The sequence below is a fragment of the Nocardia sp. NPDC047654 genome, from assembly GCF_043205035.1.
In the GTDB taxonomy this organism is placed as follows: Bacteria; Actinomycetota; Actinomycetes; order Mycobacteriales; family Mycobacteriaceae; genus Nocardia.
On record NZ_JBIDDF010000005.1, the window covers coordinates 33,615 to 53,907 of the forward strand.

The following is a 20,293-nucleotide window of genomic DNA, read 5'->3' on the forward strand; positions in this document are numbered from 1 at the left end:
GAATTGATAAAGTCGCAGAGCGCCGGGCGGCAAGGTGGCCAGAGCCGGCACCAGGCCGCCCGGGCGGATCCCTGCTACGCCACAGGCGGCAGTGGGCATTGGGCGGCCGAGCCGCATTGCAGCTGGCGCAGTAGCGAACTCAGGTCGATGAGCGAACTGCCGGTCGATACCCCGCCGGGTGCGGGCTCGCCGGGCGCGACCACCGGTGCGGGCGTCAACGGTTCGGCCACGGCATGACCTGCGCTGAGGACTGCTCCGAAAGCCAGCGCGGTGATGCCTGCGCCGAGCAGCTTGGTGAATGACATTGATGAATCCTTCGCTGATTGCGGTGCGAGAGCGGCTCGGCGCGCGGTATCACGACGTCGAAAGTTCTCGCGCCACGGAGAGTGTTTGTTCGCCCTGCAACAATTAGCAGAATGCACCCGGCCGTGCCGATAGGTTCAGGGCATACGCGATCTGCTGCTGCACCACTCGGAGCCACATGGATATCGTGCTTCCGGAATTCTCTACGGCGCTTCTACCAGCGGAAACCACGCGCTGGGGCGCAAGCTGTTTCCGTTGCGAACGGCTGTCGGGGTGTGGCGGATCCGGGCTGGTGCAGCTTCGTGCAGCGCTTGGTGCAGGAACCTGCACTGTGTCACGACCGGAACCTCTTTCGGCATGATTTTCGTTTGTCAGTAGACGCCGGTGCAGCTTCCTGCAGCCGACTCTGCAACCGGTTTGCTTCCCGGCCGAGGTTTGGGTGGGAATGCTGATGAAGAAGTCTGTTCTCAGGGAGATGATGTGAAGAACTTTGTCCTTGCCGCTGCGCTCACGAGCGCGCTTCTGTCCCCGGCCGCCGTCGCCGGACCCGCGGGCGCTGTACCGGCGCCATCCGAGGTGCACAACGCAGCGCCCGTGGCCTCTATTCAGGAGGAGGTGTTCTGCGCGATCGTGCGGTTCCTGAAAGGAGGCTGGGCGGGTCGGCAGACCGACTGCTCATTCTGACGCCCTCCGGACACGTGTGGCGCGTTGCAGTTGCCTCGCGACAACTTTCCGTTGCCGAACCCTGCTACACGATGACTCGTGCGAGCCTTGTGCCTTCCACGTCGTTGCGCCGCTGGACAGGTGATGGGCCTTGTTCGGCTGCCGACCGCGAAGCCCTTGCCCAAGAGGTGAATCCGCTGGGCATCCAGGTACTCATCGTCGAACCCGGCGCGTTCCGCACCGGTTTCGCCAAACCCGCCGCCGCGGTCCTTGCCACCGTCGGCCGTCCCGGCGCACCGCTGCGCCTGGCGCGGGGGCCCGATGCCATACAGGGCATCAGGAACAAGCCGGCCCGGGTCGCCGCCGACCTCGACGCCACCGCTGAACTGGGATCGAACACCGGCTTCGGCTCCTGAGATCGACACACGACGGCCCGCCTGTCCCGTACCGGCGGGCCGCCTCCGTTTGAGGGCGATGGCTTGGCGGGCAGTGCCGGTTGGCTACCGGCTATTTCGGACGCCGCCTACTGCCGGGCGGAACACTCCCTTCGCCGGGATCGCCTTCTGGCGGCGATGACGCGCGAACGAGGGCCTGGACGAGCCGTCTACCGCCTGGCGCGGCGAGGTGGTTCCCGTGCACCGGTTCGCGGCGAACCATGACCGAGATCTTCCGTGGTCGGCTGGGTGGTGGAGGTCGGGTGACCTCGGTGCCGACGAGCGTGCCATCCGATTGCAAGAGTCGGAACTCGATGCCTGGCAGTGGATTTCGATCGCCGACCGGGATGACTACGTGATCCCGCGGTTGGCCCGGCGGGTGCGGCGAGCCCACCTGGCGTACCTCGACGGCCGTTCACGGTATCTCGAACACGGACACCCGGTGGGGCGGGGCGTTTAGTCGAGCGGCTCCCCGGTGAACCGCGGGATCGGCGGCGTCTCAGGTCTTGCGCTATACGTATACATCTACTTATAGTGAGACGGCGACCCGAGCGATCTGAGAACATCGAATGCGCACCAGGAGAAGCGGATTCGGAGGGTCGAACCGGCATAGGCACATGTCCGCATGCGCACTGATCTATGAAATGGGGAAATCATGACCACCGATCCGAACAACCTGGGCGGTGCGGGCACTGTCGAGGAGCAGGCTTGCGGCGTCACCATCGTGAAGGAATCCACCGAGCCGGTCGACGCGGACGATCTGCGCCGGATCGTGTTGCGCGTGGGTCCGGGCGGCGGGCGTCAGCAGCGGTTCTTCGGCAGGCTGCTCGGTGAATCCCGCGAATACAACAAAGTCGGGATAACCGTCGTGCGGGTCTACCTGAGCCGCAAAGGCAAGTTCGTGGTGCACCGACGGGAATCGGACTGGCGCGAAATATCCGTCGCGATCGACTGGACCGAATGGAAGAATTGGCGCGAGCTGCTGCGGCCCGGCAGCGGCGAGCGCGAGTGGGGTGATTACACGGTGGAGATCGTGGACTCGCCCGCTGAGCTGCGAGGCCGAATCCCGGAGCACATCTACCGGACGGTCGTCGATGTGGCCGAGAACCCGGCCTCGCAGGACTTGCAGATCTGAGATACCGCCGCTTTCACCGAATCCGGAAAGGATTTCTTCGCAGATGTTCGCACGACTGGGGGCCGTGGTCGTCCACAATCCGTGGAAGGTGATCGGCCTGTGGCTGCTGCTCACCATCGCGGTGGTGGCCTCGGCGCCGGAACTCAAATCAACGACAGACCAATCCGCCTTCCTGCCTTCGCATTACGAGTCGATTCAGGCACTGGAGCTACAGCAGAGGGCTTTCCCGGACAGCTCCGCTCCCGCGGCGATCATCGTGTTCGCCCGCGAGGACGGTGCGGCGTTGACCGACGCGGACGCGGCTTCGGTCGTGTCGATCGGCAACGACCTGCGCAACGCGCAGATCAAGGACGTCATCGGCATGCAACCGACGCCGCCGTCGGAGAACCGCCTGATCCAGATCATCGCGGTGCAGATGACCAAGGTGACGAATCCGAACGACACCACGCAGGGCGACGCGGTCAAGGCGCTGCGCAAGGAGCTGAAGGAACGCGTCGCGGGTACCGAGCTGAAGGCGGGCATCACCGGCCAGGCGGCGCAGGTGCTCGACCAACGCGAATCGGGCGACAAGGGCATGGCCATCATCGGCATCGCCACCGTCGTGCTGATCGTGGTGCTGTTGCTGATCATCTTCCGCAGCCCGGTGATCGCGTTGCTGCCGATCGTCGTGATCGGAGCGGTCTCCAGCATGGTCAACGGATTGATCGCCGTGGTGGCCAAGGCGTTCGACTTGGAGATCGACGCATCGATCAGCGCCATCCTGGTGGTCGTGCTGTTCGGTGTCGGTACCGACTACATCCTGTTCCTGATGTTCCGCTACCGCGAACGGCTGCGTGCGGGCGAGGATCCGAAGACCGCCATGGTCAGCGCCGTCACCCGGGTGGGTGAGGCGATCACATCCGCGGCGGGCGCGGTGATCATCGCGTTCATGGCGCTGGTGCTGTCCTCGCTCGGCATGTTCCGTGCCATGGGCCCGGCGCTGGCGATCGCGGTGGCGGTCGCGCTGGCGTCGGGGCTGACGCTGGTTCCCGCGGTGGTCTCGCTGCTGGGCACCAAAGTGTTCTGGCCGTCCAAGGCATGGCGCACCGAACCGAAGGGCGCGCGCTTCACCGCGGCGGGCAACGCGCTCGGCCGTCGGCCCGGTGTATTCGCCGTGGCCTCCGGCGGTGTGCTGGTGGTGCTGGGGATCTTCGCCTTCGGCTTCCATCCGACGTTCGATCTCAGCTCCGGATCGACTTCGGAGGCGTCGGAATCCGTCGTGTACAGCAAGGAACTGGTCAAGGGATTGCCCGCCGGGACCACCCAGCCTTCGGATGTCCTGTTGCGATCCGACGGTGCGTTGACCGCCGAGCAGCTCACCGCCTACCGCAACGAGTTGGCCGGTGTGCCCGGTGTGGGACAGGTGGCCGAGCCGAAGTTGTCCGCGGACAAGACGATCGCCGACTTCGCGGTGACGCTGAATGCCGCGCCGGAGTCGGATGCCGCGCTGGACACCGTCAAGGGGCCGCTGCGCGACACCGCGCACTCGGCGGCGCCCGCGGGCACGACCGCCGCGGTTGGCGGGCTGACCTCGGTATTCGTCGACTTCCAGGACGCGATGGCGCGGGATTACGCGATCGTCTTCCCGGTGGCGGCGATCCTGATCATGATCGTGCTCGGGTTGTTGCTGCGCAGTCTGGTCGCGCCGTGGTACCTGATGGCGTCGGTGTTCCTCGGCTTCGCCGCCACGCTCGGCGCCGCGGTGCTGGTCTTCCAGCACTTCCGGGGTGAGACCGGCCTGATCTTCACGCTGCCGGTGATCATGTACCTGTTCGTGGTCGCGCTGGGCACCGACTACAACATCCTCATGGTCGCCCGGCTGCGGGAAGAGGCCCGAGAGGGCAACGAACCGAAACAAGCCGCGGCACTGGCCCTGCGGCACACCGGACCGACCATCGCGGCGGCCGGCGTGATCCTGGCGGGAACGTTCGCGTCGATGATGCTGGCGGGCAACAACGTCCTCGCGCAGATGGGCTTCGCCATCTCGGTGGGCATCGCGATCGCGGCCTTCGTCATGGCCATGTTCTTCACGCCCGCGCTCACGGCGATCATCGGGCACAAGGCATGGTGGCCGGGGCACGGGGACGAGAAGCCCGATGCCGGACCGGACGCTCGCGGCGTCGTGGAAAGCGCCGTCGGCGTGAGCCGATCGGAATAGGGGCTGTGCGCATCGGCGATCGCCACGGCTGATCAGCCCGGAGCTGTGCACCCGGATCTACCGGGTGCACAGCTTTTTCGCCGGAGAGCGAGATCCGTGACATACAGCAGGCTCGGACGAAATGGCACGGCTCATCGTGCTTCGATCGTGGTCACGGGAAACCGATTGATCCTGTGCGCAGTGCACAGCGATCACGCGCCGGAAGAGACCTGGGACAGGGGTCGATGCCCTGAGTCTCGCGGAGCGCTACTGAGCGAGAACACAGGAAATCTGTCCTCCCAGGGGTGGGGCTGGAATTGGACGCGCACCCGCCGGCCCGGCGATGCGGGTAATCCCCCCTCGATGGACGTGTAGACCAACGGGCCTTCGTCGAGTTCGACGATGGCGATCGTCAGCGGCACCAGCTCACCATGCCTGTCGACCGGGGCACGCTCCACCACCCGCCACGACACGACAAAACCCGCACCCGACGACGGCACGCTCTCGAGCTGGTTGGATCCGCAGGACGAGCACGCGGCCGTTATCGGCGCGAGCAGCTTGTCGCACCGCACGCAACGGTGAATCATCAACCTGCCATCCACGCACAGGGCGCTGCGGTCTCCGCCGATATTCGAAGTGTTCTTCACGATGTTCGTGTGCATACGAGGCTCCCGATATGGTGCTGGCGAACTCCGCTCCAGCCTCTCCCGGCAGGCCGCGGCGCGCGTCGGCCGAACGACCCCGGGCATACCTGTTTTTCCGCTCTTCGGCGCTGTGCCGCCTGCCACGGCGAACTCCGACGCCGGGGACTCGAGCTTCGGTTCCGGTTGGCACACCGAGCCAGCGGGACACGCCCGTGACGCTACCTGCGCGACTGCGGCGAGAGCGGACCCCGGACGACCTCGTCGACAGGCGCGGCCCGACCTTGTGCTCGGTGCGGTCGGTGCTCAGCCGATGGTCGCGTAGGGGCGGTGGACTTTGATCGCGGAGTCCAGCACGCGGGTGACCGCGGAGCGGGCGAGGCCGAGTTCGTTGGCGATGGCCGGGGTCGAGCCGCCCTGATCGGCGAGCGTCAGGATCTCTCTGACCTCCTCGATCGGGAGATTGGAGAGGCGGCGGCCGGTGATGGCCCGGGCGATCGCGGAGATCTCGTCGTCGTCGGTGTCGGCTTCGTCCGATTCGGTGGGGAATTCGTCGTCCTCGTCGTTATCCTCGACAATCGCCATCGCGTCGACGCGGGGGTGCGACGGCTCGGGAGTCTCCTCGAGGGCCAGTTGTTCACTCTCCGCGTCGGCGGAGCGATCGTTCTGCTCGGCGGACACCGACTTCCCGCGTTTCGCTGCGCGCGGGGCGGTGGCGTTCGGGTGCACCTGTGCGGCAGTGTCGGCGGTCGCGGGGGCCGGTGTGCGCTTGGGATCGGTGGAACCCGGACGCCGGGCGGCGTCATCTTCGCGATGCACGCGATCGACCGAGCGTTCGCCTCGAGTGGTAGGAGCATGCGAAGCAGGACTGTTCGCCGAGGTCGATGAGGGGTAATCGAAGTCGAGGTCCTCGTGCAGGTCGGCGAGCGAAATTTGCTGTGCCGCGAGTGGTGCGGACTCGAGACGCGGCTGCCGCATCTCCGGCCCGGGCGCTTCGTCTCGGCTCGGTGCCCCCTGCTCGAAGCCGGCGGGGGAAGGCTGTGCCGCTTCGGGGCGGCCCGGTCGAGTCCGGTGTCCGTCGGCGCGGGTCTCCGGCACATGTCGGGCTGCGGGCGGAATCACATGCGGTGGGGAAGCCGCCAGTTCGGAGCCGGCAACCGGCTGATTCGGGCTTTCGGTGGAAGCGAGGTTATCCGGGTGGTCTTCGGTGGGATCGGTGTGCCCGTCGACCGGGAGTTCGTGCGCTCGGATGGTCGGCATCTCGGCGGCGTGACCGTTGGTGCTGGGGCGGACGATCTTCTCATCGACCCGCGAGGGCTGCACTGCGCCGTCGGCGGGGATTTCGACAGTGTGGCCGTTGATGGCCGGGTGCGCCGTGTTTCCGTTGACGTGCGGGTGTGCGCTTCCGTTGGCAGCCGTCCGATCGGTTCTGCCGTCGATAGGCAGGAGGGTGTGGCCGTTCACGGTCAGGCCGTGGGTGTATCCGTTGACAGTGGTTTCGACGGGGTAGCCGTTCGAAGTGTGCGGGAGCGCGGCAGCGGGTTCGGCGGCGTGGCCGTTGCTGCGCTCGGCGGCGGGACCCGAGGTGGTGGAGTGCTCGCGCACTTCGCCGTTCCTGGGGTCCGCGGTGGCGGATGGGGTGCGGTCGACCGTGATGGGGTGACCGTTGATCGGCGATCCGACCGCGTGACCGTTGCGCGACGACTTCCCGTGGTCGACCCGTGCCGGGCCCGGCACGGTCGCTGCTGCCGTGCTGCACTCGTCGAGCCGGGCTGCGGGACGAGTGTCGGTCGTCGCGGCCGGGACGGTGCGGTGGGCGGCGGTTTCATACCCGGAACAATGGATGTCGTCCAGATGATTACGCGTTCCGGAACTCGCCTCGCGGTCATCGGTCACACGTGCGGCGTAAGCCTCGCCTTCCCGGGGAAATCGGCCGCTGGTCGCCGCTGCTCCGAGAGGGTGGTATCCACCGGCTTCCGACGTGCCGGGAATCCGTTGTGCGTCGATGTGGATCATCCGCTGGTCGCGCTCGATCACCGGCGCGCCATCGATCAGCACCGCGTACCGCGCGGACACCCAGGCGTGCAGCCAGATCACGACACCGACCATCACCGGCGCGATCGCGTATTCGGCGGCGCGGCCGAGGTCGCCCGCGGCCAGATGCGGTCCGGTGTTGAGCGCGACGGTGGTGCCGAGCAGCGCCGCTTCGAAGAAGATCACCTTGCCGCGCGCCAGCTCACGGCCCCACCGCGACGCGGTCGTCGCCGCGACCATGATGGTGATGATCGGGATCGAGATCATCGCCTCGATGCCGTAACTCAACCAGTACAGCGGATCGGACATGTCGCCGCTGGGCACCAGATTGTGCTGCACGTTGACCCCGGCCCACACCATGCCGAGGACGACGACGGTGATCAGGGCGCGCGACGACCACTCCGCCCGCTGGTAGAGCTGTGCCAGGCGCGCGTCTTCGCTGGAGGCCCGCCGCCGCGCCGCCAGGGCGCGCCGGTGCCAGCGGGCGTCGGCTTCCTCCGAGCGGCGCAACGCCGTCGCCGACTTCCGGTCGCGTCGCTCGGCGGCCAGCTCCGCCTCGATTTCCCGGCGCCGCTGCTTGCGCCGCTGCGCGCGAATCCATTCCGCGAGTTCGCGCTCAGCGGTGATCTCGCGTTCGGACAGCACGTCCAGCAGGGCCGGATCCAATTGCAGGGGCAATTTGCCACGCGCGGTCTCGACTTGCTGTGCCAGCGCGGCAATCTCGGAACTACCGTTCGAGGGTTCGTCGGGCATCGCGAGCCTTCCCGGGAGCAGGTGTCATGTCGGGTGGTGGAGACATGAGTGCTCGAACATATGTGTGATCGGAGTGAGACTAAACCGACCTCTGCCCGTGGTCAATGCGATGCACACTGGGCCGGCGGCGACACGCCGAGCTGCCGAAATTCGTGGTGCGCGTCGAATATCCGGGTGAGCGGCTCTTTTGTCGAGGTGCCCGCGTGTCGAAAGTGAGTTCGATTTCGCCCTGCGCCGACTTTCGCCACTCCGGGCGGTCGTCGGTTGATCGACTGCGCAAGGCGGTTCCCCGCGCCGGCGTTTCCACGGCCCGGAAGAACGCGGAGGCAATCGTCCGTCCGAAATCCAGGTCAGCTCAGTGTGGTGTGCCAGACGATGGCGGCGGCCAGGGCTCCCGCGCCGTTGACCGACCAGTGCAGGGCGATGGGGGCGAGCAGGCTGCCGCTGCGGTGGCGCAGCCAGGTGAACACCACGCCCGCCGCGGCGGTCGCGAAGACGGCGAGCAGGATTCCGATGACCTGTCCGGCCACGCCGCCGCCGACGACTCCGCTCAGGCCGCGGTTGCTGGAGGTAAGCCCTAGGGAGGAGGCGATGTGCCAGAGACCGAAGAGGAGCGAGCCTGCCGCGAAGACGCCGCGCGCACCGTAGACGCGATCCAGCGTGCCGTACAGCACACCGCGGAAGGCCAGCTCCTCGGGAATCACGGTTTGCAGCGGGATGACGATCATCGAGGCGATCATCGCGCCGGAGATGGTGGCGTAGCGATCGGCCAAGAAGAACGGCCGGGTCAAGGGGAGTGCCGCCCCGATCGCCACCACCGCGATGACCAGCGCCGCCGCGCCGAGCGCGTAGAGCGAACCGCGCCGCCAGTACCGGGGCGAAAGGCCCAGCTCCGACCAGCCGAGGCCGCGCCTGCGCATCAGCGCGAGCAGTGCGATCGCCGCGACCGGCACCGTCACGATGCTCGCCCACGCGGTGGTGAAGTGCGCGATCAGATTGGTGCCCGCCAGAACGAGCACGACGACGGCGACGTCGAGGTAAGCGCGCGCTCTCTGGCGTTGCTGGATGGGTGCTGCTAGGTCGGGTTGAGCCATCCCGGACCAGTGTACGGATCTGAAACAGGTTCACTGCGCGCGGCCCGGCGCCGTCAGCCGGCCCACCCGTGCGGATCGGTCCAGGCCTGCAGGGTGCGCGTGGTCTGGAAACGGCGTGGCTTCCGGGTGACCGGGTCGGTGAACTCGAGCGAAGCGGCGAGCAATTGCAGCGGCCTGGTGAAGTCGTCGACGGGCTTGTCGGTGAGCGCCGGGTAGAAGTCGTCGCCGAGGATGGGGATGCCGAGGCTGTTCATGTGCAGGCGCAGCTGATGGGTCCGGCCGGTGCGCGGGCGCAGCCGGTAGCGGCCGAGGCCGTCGCGGTGCTCGAGCAGTTCGATCTCGGTTTCCGCGTTCGGTTCGCCCGGCACCTCCTGGGCGGCGAGCACCTGTTTCTCCTTGATGATCCGGCTGCGCACCACGCGGGGCAGCTCGAGGCCGGGATCGTACGGGGCGATCGCTTCGTACTCCTTGCGCACGGTGCGCTTGTGGAACATGGTCTGGTACGCGCCGCGGCGGGCCGGGTTGATCACGAACAGCAGCAGGCCCGCCGTCACGCGGTCGAGCCGATGCGCCGGGATCAGGTCGGGGAGGTCCAGCTCCCGGCGCAGCCGCACCAGCGCGGTCTGCAAGATGTGCTGACCACGCGGAATCGTGGCCAGGAAGTGCGGCTTGTCCACCACCAGCAGGTCGTCGTCGCGATGCACGACGGGGATGTCGAACGGGACCACCGTCTCCTCGGGCAGGTCGCGGTGGAACCAGACCGCGCCGCCGGGCACGTACGCTGCGTCGGGGGAGATCGGGCCGTCGAGGTCGACTATGCCGCCCGCGTGGAGCAGTTCATCGATCCGCGCCGCGGGCACCCGGGGCAGGCGCTCCACCAAGTGGTCCCGGATGGTCGCCCAGTGACCCTGCTCCGGTAGCCGCAGCCGGGCCGGGTCCAAGCCGTGCCGCTTGGGCAACGGCGGTTGTTGCCGCCTTCTCATCGGTATCGACCCTAACCGCAGGCCGGATCCGGGCTAACCGAGGCCGTGCCGCGTCGGGCGCTCAGTGGGCGCGGACCGCGATACCCGGGTAATCCAGCACCAAGCCGGACTTGTCGTAGTCCAGGGCGCAGGTGAAGTCGAACTCAGGGGCCTCGTAGTGGAACCGCGGTCCGTGCGCGCCGTCGGCGATGCGGAGATAGCGCTGTTCCAACCGGGCCACCGCGGCGCCGGAGGCGTACACGTAGGCCGCGGGGGCGTCCGCGCCGTCGCCGATCTCCCACGCCGACCGGTGCACCGGGAGGGCGTTGGTCAGCGCGGAGGATTCCAAGTCCACGTCCAGGCAGCCGTCGAGCAGTGGCGCGGGCATGCCGTCCAGCAGCCAGGACCCCGCACCGTCGGACTCCAGCACCAGCGTGTTCCAGCCGCCCGGTTTGCGCACCCCCACCTGGGCCCGGCACGTCCGCCATTCGGTGTCCAGCGCGATCCGGTAGTCCACCACCCATGCCGCGCCGTCCTCGACGGCCGTCGTGCAGCCGTCGATCAGCACGCCCAGTTCGGTGACCCGGAAATACGCCACCTCGAATCCCTCGCGGGCGGTGCGGTGTCGCCACGCGGCGGTGGGCGGCGGCGGCTCGAACATCATGGGGATCAGAATCCGCGCAGCCGGTCCGGGGTGACGCGCAGCACGACCGAGTACTCGGCATAGAACTGCTCGTCGGTCAGGTCGATCGAACGCAGGCCGTCGGCGTACTTCTTCGTGAACGCATCGATCTCGTCCGCGCCGGGGCGTTGGTCGACCACGCGCGCCGTGCCGGTGAGCACGACGACCTCGCCGCCGTGCTCGGTGCTGTTGAGGTTCAACGAGACCCGGGGATTGCGCTGGATGTTGCGCACCTTCGGCTGGCCGGGCTTGCTGAAGATCAGGAACTCGCCGTCGCGCCACTGGAACCAGACGGGGTTCGGCTGCGGTGTGCCGGTGGGGCCGACAGTGGTCAGCCAGAGAACGGACTCGCGGTCGAGTCGTCCGGCGACTTTCGCGCCGAATTCGGTCTCGGTATCCACGACGGGGTCGGCGGATCGATCGGATGCCGTTGCGGTCATGGCAGGGTCAACGCCTCGGCCGCCGGGACGATTCCGCTCCACGCACAAAAGCCACTCCGGTGCGTGCGAGTTCATCGCCGTCCGCACCGGCGAGCCGAGGCACGAGCGCCGTGCGTCCATCGCGAACGCCACTACGGCGTGGCCCGCTCGTCGAGCACCATCGGGCGAGCCTCGACCAGCGTCCTGCGTGCGCGCCGCCGGACCCGGCACAATTCGACGCCGCAATCCAGGCGCACCTGCATGGCCGTATGCGCTTGGCCCGCGGTCAGTTCGCCGGGATCTTTCGCGCATTCGGTCAGAACCGAACAATTCGCCGTGCCATACATATTCGATGCTCCTGCGCGTCGGATGGGTTCGCTTTCGAATTGAAATCAGCGATGCGCACGAGCTATCGGACCAGGATGCGGCGTCGTTCACGGAGGTTTCCCCGGCGCGTCGCGAGATCGAAAACCGCGAGTCCGGAACAGTTTTCGCACATTGACGAAACAAGTCGGCAAGGACAACAGCCGGTATGTCGCCGAGTGTCCGGCGCAATGCTGTTGCGAGACATGACGCGACACGAGGTGCGGAATTTGCCGCACGAGACGGCGAGCCGGACGAGCATGCGGGGCGCCTGGCCGGATCTGTAGGGGCCGGCGCATCGAGCGCGAAGCGATGAAGACGGACCGGACGAGGCAAGGTAACTTAGGCTAACCTTTCTTACTGGGCGTTCCCATGTGAGGATGGGGCGATTCCAGTGACGGATGCCGCAAGGGTGAGAGACGAGGGTCCAGATGACGGTAGAGGTCGCGCCGCTGCCCGCGGCGCAGACGGGAAACCGGCCGCCGAAGACGGTGCTGAAAGAACGCAAGCAGCAAGAGGCGCGGGCCCGCAAGGAGATTCTCGCGCCCGTGCGTGGCCCGTTGACCGTCGCGAGCGTCATCATGGCCGTCGCGTCGGCGTGCGCGGTCGTGCCCTTCGTGCTGATCGTGGAGGCCTGCCGCGAACTGCTCCGAGACCAGGCGGACACCGAGCGGGTGTGGCGTCTGCTGACGATCGCGGTGCTGGTCCTCGTGGCCCGCGCCCTGCTCCAAGCCGCCGCGCTGACCTGGACGCATCTGGTCGACGCCGGATATCAGCTCACCGTGCGCCGGGCGCTGGCGGCCAAGCTGACCCGGGTGCCGCTGGGCTGGTTCGGCGAGCGCACGTCCGGTGAGGTGAGGAAGTATCTGCAGGACGACGTGGAGGCCTTGCACTACCTGGTGGCGCACGCGCGCCTGGAGTTCGTCGGCGCGCTCACCGTTCCGCTGATCACCCTCGGGTATCTGTTCACCGTCGAATGGCGGCTCGCCGTGGTCCTGCTGCTGCCGGTCCTGGCGTACGCCGTGCTCTACAGCCGGATGATGGACCGGGACGGGCGGGACCGTTTCGTGGTCTACACGCGCTCCGAGCAGGCCACCAAGCAGGCGACCATCGAATTCGTCGACGGCATCCAGGTGGTGCGCGCGTTCGGCCAGGCGGGCAAGGCGCACAGCGCGTTCCAGGACGCCGTCGAGCACCAGGCGCGCAGCGTCCACCGGCTGAAGATGCCGATCCTGAAGGTGCAGGCGGCCTCCGACATCGTCGTCACCCCGGTGTTCGTGATGCTGGTCGTGGTCTTCGGCGGATTGGCGGCAGTCGGCCTGGACTGGGTCGAGCCCCTGGATGTGCTGCCGTTCCTGTTGGTCGGCCTGGGGCTGGGCAGCTCGTTGCTCAGTCTCGGCTACGGCGCGCAGGCGCTGCGGGCGGCCGCGGTGGCCGCTCAGCGCCTGCACGATCTACAGCAAACCCCCGAACTGAGCACCGGGGCTGCGGAGGCCGCCGAACCGGCATCCGCGCCCGCCGGCCTGGTCCGGTTCGAAGGGGTCGGCTTCGGCTATCGCTCCGGCCACGACGTGCTGCGCGACATCGACCTCGAACTCGCTCCCGGCACCATCACCGCGCTGGTCGGTCCGAGCGGATCGGGCAAGTCGACGCTGGCCAAACTGCTTCCGCGCTTCTACGACGTGGGATCGGGCCGGATCACCATCGGTGGCCGCGACGTCCGCGACTTCCCGAGCGAAGAGCTCTACCGCACGGTCGGATTCGTCTTCCAGGACGTGCGGTTGATTCGCGGCAGCATCAGGGAGAACCTGCGCCTGGCCCGGCCCGACGCCGACGACGCGGCGTTGGAGCGGGCTGCTCGCGCCGCGCAGATCCACGATCGCATCGTGGCGCTGCCGCGTGGCTACGACTCCGAGCTCGGCGTCGACGCGACCCTGTCCGGCGGCGAGGCGCAGCGGCTTTCCATCGCACGGGCACTGCTCGCGGACACCCCCGTCCTCGTACTCGACGAAGCGACCGCCTTCGCGGACCCGGAATCCGAAGCGGCGGTGCAGGACGCGCTGGCGGTGCTGGTCGCGGGCCGCACGGTGCTGGTCATCGCGCACCGGTTGCACACCATCACCGGGGTGGATCGAATCCTGGTGCTCGAACGGGGACGACTGGTCGAGCAGGGTGATCACGCGAGTCTCGTCACCGCGGGCGGCGCCTATCAGCGGCTGTGGGAGATCAATGAAGCGGCGCTGGGCCGGATCGCCCTCGTCGACAGTGCGGAGGGTGTCCGATGATTCGCAAGGTGCTGGGGTTGGTTCCGGATGAATTCGCCCACCTCACCCCGAAGCTGTTCGCCGTCATCGTGGCGCAGGCCCTCAGTCAGGCCGTGGCGTATCTGCTGCTGGTCCCGGTGCTGACGGCGCTTTTCGACGACGATCTCGGCCGCGCCTGGCTCTGGGCGCTCGGCATGGTCGCCGCCGTCGCGGGCGTGGTGGTGTTCGGCTACCTGCAGGCGGCGATCGGGTTGCGCGTCGGCATCGGCATGCAGCGCGGATTGCAGACTCGGCTCGGCGACCATCTGAACGCACTGCCCCTGGGCTGGTTCGAGACCCATGACGCCGGACCGCTGGGGCGGCTGATGGTCGACAACGTGCGTGAGCTGCAGGGCTTGGTCGCCTATCTGCTGGCCAGGATTCTCACCGGTGTCATCGTCCCGCTCGCGGTCGCGGTCGGCATGCTGATGGTCGACTGGCGCATCGCGCTGGCCATGCTGCTCGCCGCGCCGGTGCTCTACCTGGTGAACGGCCTGGCCAACCGCGCCTACACCAGCGCGGACCAGCGCATGCACGCGGCGGCGGCCGAAGCCGATTCGCGCGTCATCGAATTCGCTCAGGCCCAGCCGGTACTGCGCGCGTTCGGCGCGGTTGGCTCGGGAAACCGGGCGCTCGACGCCGCCCTGGCCGGGCAGCGCTCGGCGGGGTCGCGCATGGTGTTCGCCAGCGTGCCGGGGCTGATTCTGTTCGCCCTCTTCGTGCAGGCGGTTTTCCTGGTACTGGTGTACGTCGCGGTGGCGCGGGTGACCGACGGCGCCATCTCCGCTGCCGTCGCGATCGCGCTCATCGCGGTGAGTTCGCGGTTCATCGAACCGCTCAATCAAGCCGCGCAGCTGGGCGGCGCGCTGCGTTCGGCCGGTTCGGCCGCCGACCGCGTCACCGAGCTGCTCGACGAACCGGTGCTGCCGGAGGCGGACGCGCCGGTCACGCCGGGAACGCCGTCGGTGGTCTTCGACGACGTGAGTTTCGGATACCGTCCCGGTGAACCGGTGCTGTCGGGGGTGACCTTCAGCGTGCCCGCGGGCACCACCACGGCCATCGTCGGGCCGAGCGGCGCGGGCAAGACGACCTTGTTGCGGTTGGCCGCCCGCTTCTACGACGTGGATGCGGGCCGGGTGGTGGTGGGCGAGCACGACGTGCGTGATCAGCCGTCGGCGACGCTGCTCGATCAGTTGTCGCTGGTCTTCCAGAACGTGTACCTGTTCGATCGGTCGGTCGCCGACAACATCCGGATCGGCAAGCCGGAGGCCGATGACGCCGAGGTGCGTCGCGCCGCGGCCGCGGCCAGGGTCGACGAGATCGTCGAGCGCCTTCCCGACGGTTTCGACACCCGGGTCGGCGAGGGCGGCGCGGCGCTGTCCGGCGGTGAGCGCCAGCGCGTCTCGATCGCCAGGGCGCTGCTGAAGGACGCGCCCATCGTGCTGTTGGACGAGGTGACCAGTGCGCTGGATCCGCACAGCGAAGCGGTCGTGGTACGCGGGATGCACGAGATCACCAAGGACAAGACGGTGATCGTCGTAGCGCACCGCCTGGCCACCATCGCCCACGCCGACCAGATCCTGTTCGTGGACGGTGGACGGATCGTGGAGCGCGGTACGCACGCGGAACTGCTCGCCCTCGACGGCCGCTACGCCGCGTTCTGGAACGAGCGATCTCGCGCGGCGGGCTGGCATCTGGAACCTGCCGGCACTTAGCGGCTCACACGTCGAGCCGGCCGGGCGGACCCGGCCGCCGTGAGCGCCGGAACATCCGGTGGTCGTGGCGGCCGGCTCGCCTCGTGCTCGGTGCAGGAGCACCGCAGAGGTTGTCGTCCGTTGCGGCCGTGAACGAATCGGCTGCCTGTCGCGTTCGGCTCGTCGACAAGCGGAAACGCCGCACCGCGTGGGAGCGGTGCGGCGTGGGCGAAAACCCTACTTCCAGTAGGCCTGGGATTTGATCGCGGTCTTGGGCAGGTTGTGCGTCGTCTTGAAGCTCTTCACGATCGAGCGGGTGGTGTGCCCGTCGCAGGCGACCCAGGCGAAGGCGTCTGCCGCGCAGGTGAGTTCCTGGGCCGCTTCGCGCAGCAATCGGCCGTCATCGATGCGCTGCAACCACGTCACCTGGTGGTGCGGTTTGTTGCGCAGCGGGATCGTGGTGTCGGATTCGTGCTGCCACTCCAGCCAGACCCGCGCCGGGGTGTCGCCGATGGCGTCCAGCAGCGAGTTGATCGCGGGCAGCGAGGCGGTGTCGCCGAAGATGAGGTATTCGCCGGGGGTGGACTCCGGCAGTTGGAAATTCGAGCCGAGCACCGACACGTCGAGTTCGTCACCGACCGAGGCGTTCTGCGCCCAGCGGGCGGCGAGCCCATCGTGCAGCGCGAACTCGATCGCGCAGCGGTCACCGTCCGGGTCCGGGTCGACCAGGGTGTAGCCACGCTGTTGCAGCTTGCCGCTCTCCCCGTCGGGGAACCAGCACCGAACCCACTGGGTGGGGTGAACCGGGTGGTCGGCGAGTAGCCCGCCGGCGGTGAAGCCGAGTCGCACGTACTTGTCGGTGACGTGTTCGGTCGACGTGACGGTGAGCCGGTAGTCGTTCCCACCCCACGCCTTGACCAACAGACCGTTGAAGCCTTTGCCCATGGCACTAAGGTTAGCCTAACGAAAGTTGAATGTCGCGTGGTGCTTTCCGTAGCGCCGCGGAGGGTCGCACCCCCGGGCGGTGCCCGGGGGTGCGAGGGTCCGAGATCAGCAGGACAGCGCCAGCGCCGAGGCGAGGCTGCACTCCGCCTGGCGGGTCAGCTTCCAGTGGCCGTCGATCTGCTTCCACGAGACGTCGTAGGTGAAGTCCGGGTAACCCTCGGTGGTGACCAGCAATTGCGCATCGATCCGGTCGCCGGAGGTGGACGGGTTGACCACGCTGTAGCGCAGGCTCGGCGGAGCGGCCGCGAGCAGGCCCGCGATCTTGTCCATCGTCGCGACGCCCGCGTCGCCCGATTCCAGCTCCGCCGCCCGCGCGCTGCGCGAGGCCCCGGTGTTGATCGCCACGCGCAGTTTGGCGGTCAGCTCGCCCGCGCCGGGGGCCTGGGCGTGCAGGGGCGCGACCATCGGTGCCGCCACCGCGGGCGCGACGGTAGCCACCGTGCCGGCGAGCGCGGCCGCGAGCGCGAACGTCGTTGCGGCGAGCCGGGTAAGGGCCTTGTTCGAAGTCCTGGTCATTTGTTCATCCAATCGTTCGCGGGTGTGAGTGTCACCGCTCTGGTCGGGTACGAGTGTGCAATATAAGGTAAGCCTATGCAAACATAATCCGGACGGATTCTGATTGTCGGCGCGGGAGTGAACCCGCGCACCCAGCGGGAAGCCGCGGGACGTCGGAGAGAGTGGAGAACCGGTGGAAACGCTTCTGGTGATCGGAGCCGGCCCGAAAGCCCTTGCGGTGGCCGCGAAAGCGCACGTGATGCGTGAACTCGGCTTGCCCGCGCCGCGGGTCGTCGTCGTCGAGGCGCACGCGGTGGGCGGGAACTGGCTGCCGAGCGGCGGCTGGACCGACGGCAGGCATCGGCTGGGCACGAGCCCGGAGAAGGACGTGGGCTTCCCGTATCACTCGACCTGGGCGCGCGGGCGCAACCAGGAGATCAACGCGGCCATGATGGCTTACAGCTGGACGTCGTTCCTGATCGAGCAGGGCACCTACGCGGAATGGATCGATCGAGGTCGTCCGAATCCGGCCCATCACGTCTGGGCCAAGTATCTCCAGTGGGTGGCGCGCCGGATCGATCTCGAACTCGTCTCCGGCACGGTGCGTTCCATCGGCGCCGCCGCCGACGGCTGGCTCGTCACCGCGACGGATCCCGACGGCGGCACGATCCGGCTGGACGCGACCGGGCTGATGATCACCGGTCCTGGTGTCAGCACCAAGGCACTCGCCGACCATCCGCGAGTGTTGAGCATCGCGCAATTCTGGGATCTGGCCGGGCGGCGCAGCCTGCCCGTCGCCTCCCGGGTCGCGGTGATCGGTGGCGGCGAGACGGCGGGATCGGCGTTGGACGAGCTGGTGCGCCACGGCATGCTGTCGATCTCGGTGATCTCGCCGATGGCGACGATCTACACCCGTGGCGAAAGCTATTTCGAGAACTCGCTGTTCAGCGATCCGGTCAAGTGGGCGGCATTGACCGTCCAGGAACGGCGCGACGTCATCCGCAGGACCGACCGCGGCGTCTTCTCGGTGCGGGTGCAGGAGAGCCTGCTCGGCGACAGCCGGGTACATCACTTGCAGGGCCGTGCGGTTCGCGTCGCCGAGCAGGGGGACGGGGTGGCGCTGACGCTGCGCAACGAGCGGCGTCCGGATCAATCGCATACTTTCGACCTGGTCATCGATGCCACCGGCGGCCAGCCGCTGTGGTTCCTGAACCTTTTCGATCAGGACGCGGCGGACCTGCTGGAGCTGGCGGTCGGCGGCAGGCCCACCCAAGAGCGGATCGAGGTATCGATCGGCTACGACCTCGCCGTGTCGGGGATGGAGACCAAGCTCTACCTGCCCAACCTGGCGGCGGTCGCGCAGGGGCCCGGGTTCCCGAATCTGAGTTGCCTGGGCGAACTTTCCGATCGGGTGCTGCAACCGGTCACCCGGCGGTCCGGTGCGCACCTCACGGGCGCCGCCGCGCGGGCGCTCGGATGAGTGCCCACGCTGTCGACGCCGCGCACCGCGCCTCACTCCCGCACGGTCGGGATGTCGGCCGGGGTGCGCGGCAGATAGTAGAGCGTGATGCGGCGGTCCGGCCGGATGTCGAACTCGCCGAGGTCGGGGACGCCGAACCGCTCGGTCATGCGCCGCACCGCGACATTGCGGTGATCGGGTTCGATCAGGATGCGGCGGCAGTTCGATTCGGCGAAGATCCCGGCCAGCAGGCCGCTGACGAAGGCGAACATGATGCCTCGCCCGATCGCCTCCGAATCGGCGGTGGCCAGGTGGAAAGCGACGTCATAGGGGTCGGCGTGGTAGATCCTGGCGATCTCGTCCTTGGCCGGGCGATACAACTCCAGGTAGGCGATGTCGCGACGGCCCAGTTCCGGCCTGCCCGCGGCGGCGAAGTCGTAGCCGACGATGCAGGGGCGGGAATAGCTTCCGGCCAGCTGTGCGCGCAGATTCTGCCTGCGCAGTTCGACGGGCCACGGCTGCTCCCACGACTCGATCAGATGCGGCCGGTTCATCCACTCGGTGAGCAGCTCGGCGTCGTCGCCGTCCGCGTCGACCGTCCGGATGTCGAACGGAGCGGGCAGGGCGGGCAGTGGCGGAGCGGGCACGGCCCGCAGTTCGTCGGAGATGTCGGTCAGCTCGCGCGCGATGACATAGGGCGTTTCAGTGGGGTTCATCGGTCGTCGAGCTCCGTTCGGTAGTGGCCCTGCTGGATGAATGTAAGGTTACCCTATGCTAACCTCTCGTGGTCGGCGAGGCCCGGCCGTTCCCGGAGGACGGCGGGGGACAGCGCGCCGCGGCCGAATCCATTTGTCCGCGGTGTCTTTTCGCTGATGCCGCGTTATGTGTAGGAGCTGTTGGATGTCGAGAAAACCCGGGTGGATTCGGAAGTTCCACAAGCCCGCCGCGGAAACGCTGCCGCCCCTGGTGCTGTTCCCCCACGCAGGCAGTGGAGCCTCGACCTACCGCACCATGTCCAAAAGGCTCAGTGCGGATTTCGACGTCGTCCTCGTGCAATATCCGGGACGTCAGGACCGCGCCGCCGAACCGATGCCCGCCAGTCTTTCCGAACTCGCGGCGGGCGCGCTCGCGGAATTCCTCGAATCCCCGTACCACCGCGGTATTCCGATCACGGTATTCGGGCACAGCGTCGGCGCGATGGTGGCCTTCGAGTTCGTCCGTCAGGCCGAGGCCGCCGGGGTGCCGGTGGCGCTGCTCGGCGCGTCCAGCGCGGTGGCGCCCGCCTTGGTCGCCGACAGCGAACCGCTGCCGACCGAGGAGGAGGCGCTGCTCGACCGGCTCGCGGCCCTGAACGGCACCGGCGCGGACGTTTTGGCCGATCGCGACATCATGCGGATGACACTGCCCGCGCTGCGGGCCGACTATCGCGCCTTCGATGCCTACGTGTGCGAGCCGGAGGTGCGGGTCGGCGCGCGGATCGAGGTCATCGGCGGCGCCGACGACGACTTCGTCACCGTCGCCGAACTGCGCCCATGGCTCGCGCACAGCGCTCGGGGCGGCTCGGTCACGCTCTTCGACGGCGGGCACTTCTATTTGTACGACCACATCGACGGCATCGCGGAATTGCTCTCCGCCGCGGCCGCCGACGCCGGACAGTCCGCTCTTTCCAGTTAGGTTC

The 20,293-nt window shown here is 68.0% G+C and carries 18 protein-coding genes; 7 read left to right on the plus strand and 11 right to left on the minus strand.

The features are described from left to right. Window positions 1-74 precede the first annotated feature (74 nt). Window positions 75-305: a hypothetical protein gene (locus ACGF7Y_RS17310; protein WP_393234722.1), complete on the minus strand. Its 231-nt coding sequence runs from the start codon at window positions 303-305 to the stop codon at window positions 75-77. A gap of 753 nt (window positions 306-1,058) precedes the next feature. Between ACGF7Y_RS17310 and ACGF7Y_RS17315 the strand changes: the two genes are divergently transcribed. The 3 genes from ACGF7Y_RS17315 (at window position 1,059) to ACGF7Y_RS17325 (ending at window position 4,732) form a co-directional block, all read left to right on the plus strand. Further along, on the plus strand, window positions 1,059-1,382 hold the full coding sequence (locus tag ACGF7Y_RS17315) for a hypothetical protein (RefSeq protein ID WP_393234725.1): 324 nt from the start codon (window positions 1,059-1,061) through the stop codon (window positions 1,380-1,382). A 673-nt stretch (window positions 1,383-2,055) separates the two neighbouring features. Next, the gene (locus ACGF7Y_RS17320) at window positions 2,056-2,535 is read left to right on the plus strand and encodes an EXLDI protein (RefSeq protein ID WP_393234728.1); all 480 of its coding nucleotides are present in this window, start codon (window positions 2,056-2,058) and stop codon (window positions 2,533-2,535) included. Between the two features lie 43 nt (window positions 2,536-2,578). Beyond that, the gene (locus tag ACGF7Y_RS17325) at window positions 2,579-4,732 is read left to right on the plus strand and encodes an MMPL family transporter (protein ID WP_393234731.1); all 2,154 of its coding nucleotides are present in this window, start codon (window positions 2,579-2,581) and stop codon (window positions 4,730-4,732) included. Window positions 4,733-4,923: 191 nt separating this feature from the next. Here the strand turns inward: ACGF7Y_RS17325 and ACGF7Y_RS17330 are convergent, their stop codons facing one another. From ACGF7Y_RS17330 to ACGF7Y_RS17360, 7 genes are all read right to left on the minus strand, one after another. After that, window positions 4,924-5,373 (minus strand): Zn-ribbon domain-containing OB-fold protein, encoded by a 450-nt coding sequence (locus tag ACGF7Y_RS17330; protein WP_393234734.1) that lies wholly within the window; start codon window positions 5,371-5,373, stop codon window positions 4,924-4,926. A 285-nt stretch (window positions 5,374-5,658) separates the two neighbouring features. Continuing rightward, window positions 5,659-8,139, minus strand: coding sequence for a hypothetical protein (locus tag ACGF7Y_RS17335; protein ID WP_393234735.1), 2,481 nt, complete (start codon window positions 8,137-8,139; stop codon window positions 5,659-5,661). A gap of 350 nt (window positions 8,140-8,489) precedes the next feature. Beyond that, window positions 8,490-9,233: a CPBP family intramembrane glutamic endopeptidase gene (locus ACGF7Y_RS17340; protein ID WP_393234737.1), complete on the minus strand. Its 744-nt coding sequence runs from the start codon at window positions 9,231-9,233 to the stop codon at window positions 8,490-8,492. A gap of 53 nt (window positions 9,234-9,286) precedes the next feature. Then, a complete protein-coding gene (locus ACGF7Y_RS17345; RefSeq protein WP_393234739.1) occupies window positions 9,287-10,216 on the minus strand; it encodes an RluA family pseudouridine synthase in 930 nt (309 codons plus the stop codon). Window positions 10,217-10,277: 61 nt separating this feature from the next. Further along, complete coding sequence (locus tag ACGF7Y_RS17350; protein ID WP_393234741.1) at window positions 10,278-10,859, minus strand: putative glycolipid-binding domain-containing protein; 582 nt, start codon at window positions 10,857-10,859, stop codon at window positions 10,278-10,280. A gap of 5 nt (window positions 10,860-10,864) precedes the next feature. Then, complete coding sequence (locus ACGF7Y_RS17355; RefSeq protein ID WP_393234743.1) at window positions 10,865-11,317, minus strand: TIGR03667 family PPOX class F420-dependent oxidoreductase; 453 nt, start codon at window positions 11,315-11,317, stop codon at window positions 10,865-10,867. A gap of 131 nt (window positions 11,318-11,448) precedes the next feature. Further along, a complete protein-coding gene (locus ACGF7Y_RS17360; RefSeq protein ID WP_393234745.1) occupies window positions 11,449-11,643 on the minus strand; it encodes a hypothetical protein in 195 nt (64 codons plus the stop codon). A 447-nt stretch (window positions 11,644-12,090) separates the two neighbouring features. On the opposite strand from ACGF7Y_RS17360, the gene ACGF7Y_RS17365 reads away from it, so the two are divergent. Both ACGF7Y_RS17365 and ACGF7Y_RS17370 read left to right on the plus strand, forming a co-directional pair. Continuing rightward, window positions 12,091-13,944 carry an ABC transporter ATP-binding protein gene (locus tag ACGF7Y_RS17365; protein WP_393234747.1) on the plus strand — a complete coding sequence of 618 codons (1,854 nt, stop codon included), beginning with the start codon at window positions 12,091-12,093 and terminating at the stop codon, window positions 13,942-13,944. Beyond that, the gene (locus ACGF7Y_RS17370; protein ID WP_393234749.1) at window positions 13,941-15,677 is read left to right on the plus strand and encodes an ABC transporter ATP-binding protein; all 1,737 of its coding nucleotides are present in this window, start codon (window positions 13,941-13,943) and stop codon (window positions 15,675-15,677) included. Before ACGF7Y_RS17365 ends, ACGF7Y_RS17370 begins: the two co-directional genes overlap by 4 nt. A 216-nt stretch (window positions 15,678-15,893) precedes the next feature. On the opposite strand, the gene ACGF7Y_RS17375 is transcribed toward ACGF7Y_RS17370, so the two are convergent. Next, the gene (locus tag ACGF7Y_RS17375; protein WP_393234752.1) at window positions 15,894-16,601 is read right to left on the minus strand and encodes a siderophore-interacting protein; all 708 of its coding nucleotides are present in this window, start codon (window positions 16,599-16,601) and stop codon (window positions 15,894-15,896) included. Window positions 16,602-16,706: 105 nt separating this feature from the next. Then, on the minus strand, window positions 16,707-17,177 hold the full coding sequence (locus tag ACGF7Y_RS17380; RefSeq protein WP_393234754.1) for a hypothetical protein: 471 nt from the start codon (window positions 17,175-17,177) through the stop codon (window positions 16,707-16,709). 172 nt (window positions 17,178-17,349) lie between these two features. Here ACGF7Y_RS17380 and ACGF7Y_RS17385 point away from each other — a divergent pair, with 172 nt between their 5' ends. Next, window positions 17,350-18,636: a SidA/IucD/PvdA family monooxygenase gene (locus tag ACGF7Y_RS17385; RefSeq protein WP_393234757.1), complete on the plus strand. Its 1,287-nt coding sequence runs from the start codon at window positions 17,350-17,352 to the stop codon at window positions 18,634-18,636. Window positions 18,637-18,668: 32 nt separating this feature from the next. Here the strand turns inward: ACGF7Y_RS17385 and ACGF7Y_RS17390 are convergent, their stop codons facing one another. After that, window positions 18,669-19,331, minus strand: coding sequence for a GNAT family N-acetyltransferase (locus tag ACGF7Y_RS17390; protein ID WP_393234760.1), 663 nt, complete (start codon window positions 19,329-19,331; stop codon window positions 18,669-18,671). Between the two features lie 184 nt (window positions 19,332-19,515). Here ACGF7Y_RS17390 and ACGF7Y_RS17395 point away from each other — a divergent pair, with 184 nt between their 5' ends. Then, the gene (locus ACGF7Y_RS17395) at window positions 19,516-20,289 is read left to right on the plus strand and encodes a thioesterase II family protein (RefSeq protein ID WP_393234762.1); all 774 of its coding nucleotides are present in this window, start codon (window positions 19,516-19,518) and stop codon (window positions 20,287-20,289) included. Window positions 20,290-20,293: the final 4 nt, after the last annotated feature.

Coding starts and splice junctions, on each gene's coding strand:
- ACGF7Y_RS17310 (WP_393234722.1), bottom strand. CDS start 305: ATGTCATTCACCAAGCTGCTCGGCGCAGGCATCACCGCGCTGGCTTTC.
- ACGF7Y_RS17315 (WP_393234725.1), top strand. CDS start 1,059: ATGACTCGTGCGAGCCTTGTGCCTTCCACGTCGTTGCGCCGCTGGACA.
- ACGF7Y_RS17320 (WP_393234728.1), top strand. CDS start 2,056: ATGACCACCGATCCGAACAACCTGGGCGGTGCGGGCACTGTCGAGGAG.
- ACGF7Y_RS17325 (WP_393234731.1), top strand. CDS start 2,579: ATGTTCGCACGACTGGGGGCCGTGGTCGTCCACAATCCGTGGAAGGTG.
- ACGF7Y_RS17330 (WP_393234734.1), bottom strand. CDS start 5,373: ATGCACACGAACATCGTGAAGAACACTTCGAATATCGGCGGAGACCGC.
- ACGF7Y_RS17335 (WP_393234735.1), bottom strand. CDS start 8,139: ATGCCCGACGAACCCTCGAACGGTAGTTCCGAGATTGCCGCGCTGGCA.
- ACGF7Y_RS17340 (WP_393234737.1), bottom strand. CDS start 9,233: ATGGCTCAACCCGACCTAGCAGCACCCATCCAGCAACGCCAGAGAGCG.
- ACGF7Y_RS17345 (WP_393234739.1), bottom strand. CDS start 10,216: ATGAGAAGGCGGCAACAACCGCCGTTGCCCAAGCGGCACGGCTTGGAC.
- ACGF7Y_RS17350 (WP_393234741.1), bottom strand. CDS start 10,859: ATGATGTTCGAGCCGCCGCCGCCCACCGCCGCGTGGCGACACCGCACC.
- ACGF7Y_RS17355 (WP_393234743.1), bottom strand. CDS start 11,317: ATGACCGCAACGGCATCCGATCGATCCGCCGACCCCGTCGTGGATACC.
- ACGF7Y_RS17360 (WP_393234745.1), bottom strand. CDS start 11,643: ATGTATGGCACGGCGAATTGTTCGGTTCTGACCGAATGCGCGAAAGAT.
- ACGF7Y_RS17365 (WP_393234747.1), top strand. CDS start 12,091: ATGACGGTAGAGGTCGCGCCGCTGCCCGCGGCGCAGACGGGAAACCGG.
- ACGF7Y_RS17370 (WP_393234749.1), top strand. CDS start 13,941: ATGATTCGCAAGGTGCTGGGGTTGGTTCCGGATGAATTCGCCCACCTC.
- ACGF7Y_RS17375 (WP_393234752.1), bottom strand. CDS start 16,601: ATGGGCAAAGGCTTCAACGGTCTGTTGGTCAAGGCGTGGGGTGGGAAC.
- ACGF7Y_RS17380 (WP_393234754.1), bottom strand. CDS start 17,177: ATGACCAGGACTTCGAACAAGGCCCTTACCCGGCTCGCCGCAACGACG.
- ACGF7Y_RS17390 (WP_393234760.1), bottom strand. CDS start 19,331: ATGAACCCCACTGAAACGCCCTATGTCATCGCGCGCGAGCTGACCGAC.
- ACGF7Y_RS17395 (WP_393234762.1), top strand. CDS start 19,516: ATGTCGAGAAAACCCGGGTGGATTCGGAAGTTCCACAAGCCCGCCGCG.